General features: G+C 71.9%; 8 protein-coding genes. All 8 read right to left on the bottom strand.

Going from position 1 to position 11532, the window contains the following annotated elements:
- Positions 1-78: 78 nt before the first annotated feature.
- Complete coding sequence (moeZ, locus tag ACWGDX_RS34865; protein ID WP_453632177.1) at positions 79-1257, bottom strand: adenylyltransferase/sulfurtransferase MoeZ; 1179 nt, start codon at positions 1255-1257, stop codon at positions 79-81.
- Between the two features lie 188 nt (positions 1258-1445).
- The gene (locus ACWGDX_RS34860) at positions 1446-2420 is read right to left on the bottom strand and encodes an NAD-dependent epimerase/dehydratase family protein (protein ID WP_365902754.1); all 975 of its coding nucleotides are present in this window, start codon (positions 2418-2420) and stop codon (positions 1446-1448) included.
- Between the two features lie 272 nt (positions 2421-2692).
- Positions 2693-3904, bottom strand: coding sequence for a hypothetical protein (locus ACWGDX_RS34855; RefSeq protein ID WP_453632175.1), 1212 nt, complete (start codon positions 3902-3904; stop codon positions 2693-2695).
- On the bottom strand, positions 3897-5789 hold the full coding sequence (locus ACWGDX_RS34850; protein WP_453632181.1) for a glycosyltransferase: 1893 nt from the start codon (positions 5787-5789) through the stop codon (positions 3897-3899). The genes ACWGDX_RS34855 and ACWGDX_RS34850 overlap by 8 nt, the downstream gene beginning before the upstream one ends.
- A 189-nt stretch (positions 5790-5978) precedes the next feature.
- Positions 5979-7733, bottom strand: coding sequence for a dipeptide ABC transporter ATP-binding protein (locus ACWGDX_RS34845; RefSeq protein WP_453632173.1), 1755 nt, complete (start codon positions 7731-7733; stop codon positions 5979-5981).
- A gap of 53 nt (positions 7734-7786) precedes the next feature.
- Positions 7787-8776, bottom strand: a complete 990-nt coding sequence (locus ACWGDX_RS34840) for an ABC transporter permease (protein WP_453632171.1) — start codon at positions 8774-8776, stop codon at positions 7787-7789.
- Positions 8773-9807: an ABC transporter permease gene (locus ACWGDX_RS34835; RefSeq protein WP_405984869.1), complete on the bottom strand. Its 1035-nt coding sequence runs from the start codon at positions 9805-9807 to the stop codon at positions 8773-8775. The genes ACWGDX_RS34840 and ACWGDX_RS34835 overlap by 4 nt, the downstream gene beginning before the upstream one ends.
- The gene (locus tag ACWGDX_RS34830; RefSeq protein ID WP_453632169.1) at positions 9804-11528 is read right to left on the bottom strand and encodes an ABC transporter substrate-binding protein; all 1725 of its coding nucleotides are present in this window, start codon (positions 11526-11528) and stop codon (positions 9804-9806) included. Before ACWGDX_RS34830 ends, ACWGDX_RS34835 begins: the two co-directional genes overlap by 4 nt.
- Positions 11529-11532: the final 4 nt, after the last annotated feature.

Genomic DNA, 11532 nt, shown 5'->3' with positions numbered 1-11532 from the left:
GTCCACCCGAGGGTGGACCGGCCCCTTCCGCAGAACCGCAGAACCGGCGCAACTGGCAGAGCCGGCGAACCGGCGGAGCTAGTAGATCGGCTTCTCCGGCTCGATCTGGTTGACCCAGCCGATGACTCCGCCGCCGACATGCACCGCGTCCGCGAAGCCCGCCGACTTCAGCACCGCGAGCACCTCCGCGCTGCGGACACCCGTCTTGCAGTGCAGGACGATCTTCTTGTCCTGCGGCAGGCCCGCCAGGGCGGTGCCCATCAGGAACTCGTTCTTCGGGATCAGCGTGGCACCGGGGATCGAGACGATCTCGTACTCGTTCGGCTCCCGGACATCGATGATCTCGATGTTCTCGCCGTCGTCGATCCACTCCTTGAGCTGCTTGGGAGTGATCGTCGAACCGGCCGCCGCCGCCTGGGCCTCCTCCGACACGACACCGCAGAAGGCCTCGTAGTCGATGAGCTCGGTGACGGTGGGGTTCTCGCCGCAGACCGCGCAGTCGGGGTCCTTGCGGACCTTGACCTGGCGGTACTGCATCTCCAGGGCGTCATAGATCATCAGCCGGCCGACCAGCGGCTCGCCGACGCCCGTGAGCACCTTGATCGCCTCGGTGACCTGGATCGAGCCGATGGACGCGCAGAGCACGCCCAGCACACCGCCCTCGGCGCAGGAGGGCACCATGCCCGGCGGCGGGGGCTCCGGGTAGAGGCAGCGGTAGCAGGGGCCGTGCTCGGACCAGAACACGCTCGCCTGGCCGTCGAAGCGGTAGATCGAACCCCAGACATACGGCTTGTTCAGCAGCACACACGCGTCGTTGACCAGATAGCGGGTGGCGAAGTTGTCCGTGCCGTCCACGATCAGGTCGTACTGCGAGAAGATCTCCATCACGTTCTCGGCCTCGAGCCGCTCTTCGTGAAGGATCACATTCACATAGGGGTTGATACCGAGGACGGAGTCACGCGCGGACACGGCCTTCGACCGGCCGATGTCGGCCTGGCTGTGGATGATCTGGCGCTGCAGGTTCGACTCGTCGACCTCGTCGAACTCCACGATGCCGAGCGTACCGACACCGGCCGCGGCCAGGTACATCAGAGCCGGGGAGCCGAGACCTCCGGCCCCCACACACAGCACCTTCGCGTTCTTCAGCCGCTTCTGCCCGTCCATCCCGACGTCCGGGATGATCAGATGACGGGAGTACCTGCGGACCTCGTCGACGGTGAGCTCGGCAGCGGGCTCGACCAGGGGTGGCAGCGACACAGGGACCTCAACAGGGGGTTGGTCGATGATTCAGTACGGTTCTTGTCCCTGCAACACTGCCACGGCCCCTGTCATTCCGAGACACCCGGTCCGACTCGCGAGATGATCTCGTCCCAGTGGCCGGGCAGCGACCCGGTGGCGGGGCACGGACGCGAACGGCCCGTCGCGCGTCCGGTGGCCGGCGGTGGTCAGATGCGGCACGCCGCCTCCATCCAGATGTCCGCGAGTGACTCCTCCAGATTGATCCGGGGCCGCCAGCCGAGCCGGTCGCGGGCGGTGCGTACGTCCGCCTGCTGCCAGCCGCCGCAGCCGTCGGGGTACGGGAAGGGGCCCGCGCCGATGTGTTCCGGCAGCTGCTCACCGCGTGGCGGGCCGATGGTGGCGTGGCCGGGGCGCATCGGGCCCGGGGGCAGGTCGAGTTCGTGCAGGGCCCCGGCGTACCCCGCGACCCTCGCCAGCACCGCGGCGGCGTCCCTGAGCTTGACCGCCCGGCCGGTACCGATGTTGACGATGCCCTGGGCGGCGGAGAGCGAGGCGGCGTGCACGGCGCGCGCCACGTCCCGTACGTCCACGAAGTCGCGCTGCACACCGAGTCCGCCGAGCTTCAGCTCGCCGTCGCCCGCCTGCATGGCACGGCGCATGGCCTCCGCGAGCCGGCCGAGCGGGGAGCCCGCCGGGGTGCCGGGGCCGACGGGCGAGAAGATCCGGAGCACGATGGCGTCGAGCCCGGAGCCGAGCACCAGCTCGGACGCGGCCAGCTTGCTCACGCCGTACGGGCCGCCGGGGCGTGGCACGGCGTCCTCGGCGGTGGACGAACCGTGCTGGGAGGGGCCGTACTCGGAGGCGCAGCCGAGCTGGACGAGTCTCGCCCCGCAGCCGCTGCGGCGCAGGGCCTCGCAGACCGTGGCGACGGCGACGGTGTTGTGCCGGGTCAGTTCGCGGGCGCCGCCCCGGGTGGCCCCGGCGCAGTTGATCACGACCCCGGGGTGGACGGCGTCCAGGAAGCGGGTCAGGGCTCCCGGGCTGCCGCCCGCGAGATCGAACCGTACGTCCGCGTCGTCGCCGCGCCCGAGCGCGGTGAGGTGCACGGCGGGGTCGGCGAGCAGCCGGTCGGCCACGAAGCGGCCGAGGAAACCGTTGGCACCGAGCAGCAGGACCCTCATCGCGGTGCCCTTCCGTGCTGACGGGCCTTCGCGGGGGCGTGCTGACGGGCCCTCGCGGGGGCCGGTGATGGGGGTAGCGGGGTCATGTCCGGTGTCTCCTTCATGGTCTTGCTCAGCGGTGTCGCCGAGAGGTGATCGTGTGCGGTGCCACGTGTGCGGTGCCGACGTGTGCGGTGCCGACGTGTGCGGTGCCGATATGTGCGCTGCTGACATACGAGTGCGGGCGCCCGCCGGGCACTGGGGTCGGATGTGCCGGGACCGGGTAGCCGGGGTCAGATGTACTGAGGTCTGGTGTGCGCCGAGGCCCGGGACAGGGTTACGGCGGCGTGGCCGAGCAGTCCGAGGGCGGCGGCTCCACAGGCGAGGGCGGGTACGGCCGACGATCCCCACCTCTCGACCACCTGGGTGACCGGGACGGCGAGCGGATCGCAGCCGGGGAGGCGGCCCGCGAGCACGGACGCGCAGGACAGGACCTCCACGGCGGCGGCCACGGCGAGTCCGGTGGCCGCGCCGCCGGGGAAGCCGTGGACCATGAGCAGCCGGGCCAGCAGCAGGAGCGTGCCGAGGGTGACGGTGGGGGCGAGGGTTCCGTTCTCGTCGAAGACGAGATTCGCGGTCGCCGCGAGAGCGGTGAGGACACAGACATAAAGCCCCACCAGAGCGAGGAGCAGGGGCCGCGCCCCGGCGGTGAACTCGGCCAGTCCATGGCTTTCCGCGAGGCGGCGCCGGGCGCGTACGGAGAAGAGATGGACGCACCAGGCGGCGGGTGCGACGGCGCACGCCAGCGCGGTGAGGGGGGTCGTGGTGGCGGGCCACGGTCCGTCGGGGCCGCCGGTGACCAGTTCGTCCAGCAGTCCGTCTCCGCAGAGCAGATAGGCCAGCAGTGCGTACACCCAGAGACCGGCGGCGGGGAGCCTGCGGCCCTCGGCGCGCAGCGGCCCGCGCCGGAGACAGGCGGAGAGAACACCGGAGAGCGCGAGGGCGCCCGCCAGGCCTGTCGCGAGCTGCCGCTGTCCGGTGCTGCGTTCGAGCTCCACGAGGGTGAGACAGGCCACGGCCCCGGGCAGCAGCGTGAGCACCGTCCACCACCTGACGCGTGTGCCGGCTCGCTCTCGGTGCGCCGGAACCGGTCCGTGCGCCGGAACCGGTCCGTGCGCTGGAACCGGTCCGTCCGCCGGAACCGGTCCGTCCGCCGGAACCGGTCCGTCCGCCGTGCCCGCGCCGTCCGTTCCGCGTGGCGCACGCGCGTACAGCTCCTCGGCGAGCGAGAAGACGTCCCGGTGCCGGAAGCGGGCGGCGGTCCGGTCGGTGATCCCATGGGCCTCCAGACCGGCGGCGATCTCCAGCGGATCGACGGCTCGCTCGCACAGCTCCCGGTACCGGTGCAGCAGACCCTTGACCGGGTCGCCGCTCCCGCGCCGGCCGCCGGGGAAGCCGGGAAGGCCGGGGAACGGCGTGGTCAGCGGGGTGACTTCGTCAGACATCGCTCTCCCCCACACCCACCGGCGTGCGCCCCGGGCGACTCGGCTGTCCCTGAGGCCCCGGGCACCCCTGCTGCCCCGGGCGCCCCTGAGGCTCCTGACGGTCGGTGCTCCAGCGGACAGGGGCGTACATCTCGGCCGGGTGGGCGAAGGGCACGGCGTCCGCCGCCGCCCGCCGTACGGGTACGTGCGAGATCAGTTGCAGATAGATGTCGTCGAACGCCGCGAGATTCTGTTCGACGGTGAAGAGTTCCCGTGCGCGGGCGCGCGCCGCCTCGCCCAGCCGCTCGCACCGCTCGGGGTCGCGCAGCAGCGCGACACAGGCGTCCGCGAGCGCCCTGGGATTGCGCGGGGGTACCACCAGCCCCGTACCGCCGATGACTTCGACGACCGCGCCCACGTCCGTGGAGACCGTCGCGCGTCCGCAGAACATCGCCTCGACCAGGCTGATCGGAAAGCCTTCGACCACGCTGGAGAGGACGACCACATCGCCCGCCGCATAGGCGTCGGGCAGTTCGGGTGTCTCGGGGCCGCCGATCTCCTCGAAGGAGACGGGGTTCTCGCCCGCGGTGTGCGCGTCGACGGCCTCGTCGGGGAAGAGCTGGGCGGCCAGGGCGCGGCAGTGCGCGAGATACGCCGCCGCCCCCGGGCCCTGCGCGGGCGCGCCCACGATCCGCAGCCGTGTACCCGGCTCCGCCGCGTGGACCGCCGCGAACGCGTGCAGCAGCGAGACCAGATCCTTGGCGGGCTCGATCCTGCCGACCCAGACGAGCGTGCCCGGACCGCCGTCGCCGGTCCCGGCCGGCGCACCGCCACGGTCCACCGCACCGACGCCCGCCGCACCGCCACCGCCCGCCGCGCCCCCGCCCGCCGAGGAGCCCGCCCGGGAGAAACGCTCCGCCTCCATCCCGGGGTAGACCGTGCGCAGCTTGGCGCGGTCGGCGCCGCACCGCTCCTGCCACCGTCTGGCATGGGCGTTGCCCGGAGTGATGACCTCCGCCTGCCGGTAGATCTCGGCCGCCAGCCGCCCCTGGAAGGCGGCGAGCAGCGCGCGGACCGGTCTGCCGAGCGGGGCGGAGCCCGCCGCAGCGCCGCCCGCGCCCGCCGGAGCGCTTTCCGTGCCCCCGGTCGCGAGGTAGTGCGCCCTGAGCTGGACCCCGTACTCCGTGACCAGCAGCGGCACCCCGAAGAAGCGTTTGGCCAACAGCCCGGGGAGAGCGGCGGATCCACCGGAGGCGGCATGGCAGAGATCGACCGCGCCCAGCGTCCCGTCGTCGTACCACTCCAGCGACAGGGGGCGCAGAGCGCGCTCCAGCCGATCGGCGAAGGCCAGGAGGTCGGGCACGGTCGCGGCCTGCGCGCTCCGGCGCGCGCCGGGTGCACGACAGGCGGATTCCAGCAGCCGTACGGCCGTTTCCGAGCGCAGTGCGCGGTAGAGGCCGCCGCGCTCCCTGGCGAGATCGGCGAGCCCGTAGAGCCCGGCCGCGAAGCCGTCGGAGCTCCCCGCGGGACCATCCGGGAAGCCGCTGCCCGAGCCGTCCCGCGAGCTGTCCCGCGAGCCGCTCCTGAGGCCGTCCCCGGGGCCGCCCCCCGGCCCGCCCCAGCACACGGCGGCGGCCAGTTGGGCGAAGTGGTCCGCGAACCGGCGCCGGTCCCGACGCCCGTAACCACGGCCGTCGTCCGCCGCCGCCCAGAGCGGCGCCGTGCGCACCCGCTGGATCCGGCGCGGCAGCTCTATCCAGCCGCGCTCCACCTGCCGCGCGCTGCGGCTCAGTGCGTAGATGTCGAACTCGTGCTGTGCGAGCCCGCGTACGAGCCGGTCGCACCAGAGTCTGGATTCACCCGTCGCATACGGATACCCACCGTCCGTAAGCAGTCCGATCCGCACGAGCACACCCCCGATCTCCCTTGTGGGCAGCCGCCGTTGGCCGGCGACACGCAGCGGGACGACCGTAAGCGGATATGCCGGTGGCGCGACGGACGGTTGTCCGTCGCACCACCGGAAGGGGTGAATGCACGTAACTTTCCCGCACCGGTAGCGTTCTGTCGCGCTACGGAGCGTCTCGGCTACGCGCGGTCAGGCCGCGGGGACCTTCTCGGCGGGTGCGGGAAGCGCCTTCCTGGCCGCGCGGCGCGCGGCGGCGAGCACCGGATCGAGGGCGGGCACGGCGGCGAGCAGCTGCTTCGTGTACGGGTCTGAGGGCGATCCGTACACCTCCTCGACCGTTCCCTGTTCCACGATCGCGCCGTCCCGCATCACGGCGACCCGGTCACTGACCTGCCGCACCACGGCGAGGTCATGGGCGATGAAGACCAGCGCCAGGCCCAGCTCCCGCTGGAGTTCCGCGAGGAGCGCGACGACCTGCGCCTGGGTGGTCACATCGAGGGCCGAGACGGGCTCGTCGCAGACGATCAGCCGGGGCTCGGCGGCGAGTGCCCGCGCGATACCGACCCGCTGCCGCTGGCCTCCGCTGAACTCGTGCGGATACCGGTCGTAGCGGTCGGGGTCGAGCCCGACCCGCTCCAGCAGTTCCCTGGCGCGGGCGACGGTCCGGCCCTCGTCCAGTGCCCCCGCCGCCCGCAGCGGATCGGCGATGGACTCGCCCACCGAGCGGCGCGGGTTGAGCGAGGCGACGGGGTCCTGGAAGACCATCTGCAACTCACGGCGGTACGGCCGCAGTTCCTTCTCGGACACCGACCCGATCTCCGTGCCCCGGTAGCGCAGCCGCCCGCCGGTCGGGTCCAGCAGCCGTACGAGCATCCGTCCGAGGGTGGTCTTGCCGCTGCCGCTCTCCCCGACGACGCCGAGGGTCTCGCCGGCGCGGACGGTGAGCGACACCCCGTCGACGGCGGTGACGGTCCGCCGCCCGCGCCGGAACTCCCGCCGCAGACCGACGGCTTCGAGCAGCACTCCGTCCGAAGAAGCCGCCCCGCCCGAGGAAGCCACCTCATCAGAAGAAACCGCCCCGCCCGAAGAAGCCACCTCGTCCGAAGAAGCCACCCCGTCCGAAGCCGCCGCACCCGGGGTCCGCGTCACCGGCGCGTCCACCCGGGGCACCGAGGAGAGCAGCGTGCGCGTGTACGTCCGGCGCGGCGCTCCCAGCACCTCGGCCACCGGACCGCGCTCCACCTCCCGGCCGTACCGCATCACCAGCACCTCGTCCACGCTCTCCGCCGCGACCCCCACGTCATGGGTGACCAGAAGCAGCCCCATGCCCGTCTCACCGCGCAGGTCATGGAGGAGATCGAGGATCTGCGCCTGGACCGTCACATCCAGGGCGGTGGTCGGTTCGTCGGCGATCAGCAGACGCGGCTCGCAGGCGAGCGCCATCGCGATGAGGGTGCGCTGGCGCATACCGCCGCTGAACTCGTGCGGTCTGGCGTTCGCCCGGCGCGCCGCGTCCGGGATGCCCACCCGGTCGAGCACCTCGACGGCCCGTGCGCGGGCCGCCCGCCGCGAGGCGTCCGTATGGACCCGGTAGACCTCGGCGATCTGGTCGCCGACGGCGTAGTACGGGTCCAGGGACGACAGCGGGTCCTGGAAGACCATCGCGGCCACCGCGCCGCGCAGCGCGCGCAGTTCACGGTCGGAGGCGGTGCCCACGTCCGTACCGCCCACGCGCACCGAGCCGCCGACGCGCGCGCCGGTCCCCCGGTGGAGTCCGAGGAGCGCGCTCGCGACCGTGCTCTTGCCGCTGCCCGACTCACCGACCAGGCCGATCGCCCGGCCCGGGGCGAGTGCGAAGGAGAGCCCGTCGACGGCGCGTACGGTCTCCTCGCCCGAGACGAAGTCGACCGTGAGGTCCGCCACCTCGATCAGGTTCCCCGTCACCGGTCGCTCCGGCCGGTCCGGCCGTTCACGCTGTCGGTCCCGCACATGCTCCGTCACAGGAGTGCCACCCTCCGGTCGGCGGCCGCGTACAGCAGATCGGCCACCACGTTCGCCACCACGACGGCCGTGCCGGTCACCAGCACCACCCCCACCACCACGGGCAGATCGATCTCCCGTACCCCGTCGATCAGTGTCTTGCCGATCCCGGGAATGTTGAAGAGGGACTCGGTGAGCACCGCCCCGCCCATCACCGTGCCGAAGTCCAGCGCGCTGAGCGCGATGACCGGCGGTACGGCGCCGCGCAGCGCGTGCCGCCCGACGACCGCGCGCTCCCCCACCCCGTACGCGCGAAACGTACGGATATGGTCCTCGGCCAGCGTCTCCAGTGTCGAACTGCGCGTCAGCCGCGCGTATTTCGCGCTCTCGAACAGCCCCAGCGTGAGCCAGGGCAGCAGCATGTTCCACGCCCACTGCTCGGGGTCGTCGGTCAGCGGTACGTACGTGGGGAACGGCAGCCACTGCAAGTACGCGCAGACCAGCATCAGCAGCAGCAGACCGAGGATGAACACCGGCGTGCCCGTCCCGGCCAGGGTGAGGACCGTCAGCGTGCGCTCGGTGATCCCGCCGCGCCGCAGCGCGGACAGCAGTCCGGTACCCACCCCGATGACCAGCCAGATCACCATGGCGCCCAGCGCGAGCGAGAGCGTCGCGGGCAGCCGGTCCAGGATCAGCGAGGTGACCTGCTGGTCGGTCTGGTACGAGAAGCCCAGGCACGGCGCGTCGCAGTGCAGCACGGCCGTACCGGTGGAGTAGTCCCGCCCGGCGAAGATGCCCTGGAGGAAGTGGGCGTACTGCGTGTACACGGAATCGCCCAGTCCGAGCTGCTCGCGCACCTGCGCGACCTGCTCGGTGCTGCACCGGTCGCCGCACGCGAGCCGCGCCGGATCGCCCGGCGCGAGATAGAAGAGCCCGTAGATCACGACGGAGAGCACGAGCAGGACCAGCACCGCGCCGCCGAGCCGTTTGAGCAGATAGCGCGTCATGAGGAGATGTCCTTGGGCGAGTCGGGCGCGGCGGCGCGGGTACGGGACGTACGGCGCCGCCCGACCCGCAGCCGTCCCGCCTCCCGGGGATCGAGGGCGGCCCTGACCGCGTCCCCCAGCACGGTGAAGGCGAGCACGGTCACGAACAGCATCCCGGCGGGCAGGAGTACGTACATCGGATCGGCGCGGAACCAGGTCTGCGCGTTCGACAGCATCTGTCCCCAGGAGGGTGTCGGCGGTTTGACCCCGACGCCCAGGAAGGACAGCGACGCCTCGACCACCATGTTGACGGGGACCAGGATCGCCGCGTAGGTGATCACGGGCGCGGCGAGCGAGGGCAGCAGCTCACGCCGCGCCACCCGCCATCGCCCCGAGCCCGCGAGCCGGGCGGCGGCGACGAAGTCGAGCTGCTTCAGACTGAGGGTCTGCGCCCGTACGATCCGCGAGGTACCGCCCCAGCTGAGCAGCCCGATCACCAGGATCAGCAGCAGCGGACGCGGGAAGTCGGCGGGCACGACGGCGGTCAGGGCGATGGCGAGCACCAGCATGGGCAGTGCGACCATCACATCGGTGAACCGGCTGAGGACGGTGTCCAGCAGCCGGTTGCCGAGCCCCGCGGCCAGTCCGACCATCACCCCGATGGCCACCTGGACGACGGTGGCGCCCACCGCGACCAGCAGGGAGACCCGGGCGCCGTAGAAGAGCCGTACGAACAGATCCCGTCCGGTGCCCGGTTCGACCCCGAGCCAGTGGTCGCCGCTGACCCCGCCGAACGAGCCGATCGGCACCCCGCCGCGCGCCGAGTCCACCAGCGCGTCGTGGTACGTGTTCGCGTCCTGGCCCTCGATCGCGGCGAGCAGCGGCGCGGCGAGGGCCAGCACCACGAGCAGTCCGAGGACGCCCGCGGCGACGACGGCCGAGGGACGTCCGCGCAGCCGCCGCCAGGCCTGACGGGTGTCCGAGGCGGCGGGCACCGCGACCGCGGCACCCGCCTTCGCCCCCGACACCGGCAGATCGGGAACCGTGCTCACTTGACCGCGACCTGCGAGATGTCGAGGACACCGGTCCAGTCACTGATGACGACGTTCTTGACGTCCTTGCCGAACAGCCGCTTGTAGACCGGGTGGAACAGCGGTACGTCGAGCGCCTGCTCACCGATCTTCTTGTCGAGCGCGCCCCACCGCTCGGCCGCCGCGGCCAGATCGGTCAGCTTGTTGATCTCGTCGATCTCCTTGTTGACCGCCGGGTCGTCGAGCAGCGCGTGGTTGAAGTTGGCGCCGTCCTCGACGATCTGCCGGCCGTCGAAGATCGGCGCCAGGAAGGGACCGCCGGACGGCCAGTCCGCGCCCCACCGGGAGATGTAGAAGCCGGGCGAATCGGCGGCGCTCCAGCGCGCCTCGTTGAACGCGTTGGTCTCCAGACCCACCAGCTTGACCGTGATCCCGGCCTGCTTGAGCGCCTCCTGGACGGCGGTGGCGACCTCGGGGCTGGTCTCCCTGTTCTGCGCGGTGGAGTGGGTGAGGGAGATGGTCAGACCGTTCGGGTGACCGGCCTCCTTCAGCAGCTCCTTCGCCTTGGCCGGGTCGCCGGTCTTCCCCGCCGGGAAGTGGTCGTACGGCGTGTAGCCGAAGGCCGCCTGGTCGGGGAGGAAGGTGGTCGCGGGCTCGGCGAGCGCGGAGCCGCCGGCCGCGTTGATCACACTGGTGCGGTTGATGGCGTACGAGATCGCCTGGCGCACCTTGGGGTTGTCGAACGGCTTCACCTTCGGGTTGAAGGCGAGGTAGTTGGTGTAGCCGAAGTGGCCGGTGCCGACCCGGGCCGCGAGCGTCTTGTCACTGCCGATCTGGGCGAGTTCGGCCGGGCCGAGGTTGGTGTCGGTGGTGATGGCCGCGGCGTCCGGACCCGAGCTGGTGGACAGCCGCTGGTTGATCACGGCGGAGTCGAGGCCCGACTGCACATCGATGGTGTCCGGGTACGCGTGCCGCTGGTCGTCGGTCTTCTCCGACCAGTTCGGGTTGCGCTCCAGCAGGAGACGCCGGCCGTCGTCCTCGTTCTTGACGACCTTGTAGGGACCCGAGGAGACCGGGTGCTCCTCGTACTTGGCCCCGTCGTCCTTGGCCTTGGGCACCGGCGCGAACTGGGTCGCGGTGGCCAGGAAGGGGAAGTCGCCCTCGGGCTTCCCGAGTTTGAAGACGATGGTCCTGGCGTCGGGCGTCTCGATCGAGGCGAGGCCCTTCGGGTCCTTGTACGGGCCCTGGTAGTCGGCGGCGCCGACCAGCCAGTCACGCAGATAGGGCGCGCCGCCGGAGAGTTCGGCGGCGAAGGAGCGCTCGACGCCGTACTTGATGTCGGCGCTGGTGATCGGGGTGCCGTCCTCGTACTTCAGCCCCTCCTTGAGGGTGTACGTCCACTCCGTGGCGTCCGCGTTGGGACGCCCGGTGTCGGTGGCCAGGTCGGGCACGACCTTGGTACCGGCCGCGCCGTTCGCGCGGTTGCGGGTGGTGAGCGTACGGAAGACCAGCGAGGGGACGTTGCCGCCGCCGGAGGTGTAGAGACGCGCGGGGTCGAAGTCGCTCTGCGGGTCGGAGTTCAGCACCGTGAGCTTGCCGCCCTTCTGCGGCTTGCCCTTGTCCGCGGCCCCGGCCTTGGCATCGTTGTCCTGGGGGCCCGAGCAGGCGGCGGCACCCGCTGCCAGGACCAGGCTGACGGCTGCCGCGGCCAGGCGGCGGGTTTTTACGGACGGTTGACGCATCGGA

It is taken from the genome of Streptomyces sp. NPDC055025 (assembly GCF_053608565.1).
This window is presented reverse-complemented; position numbering and strand designations above follow the sequence as displayed.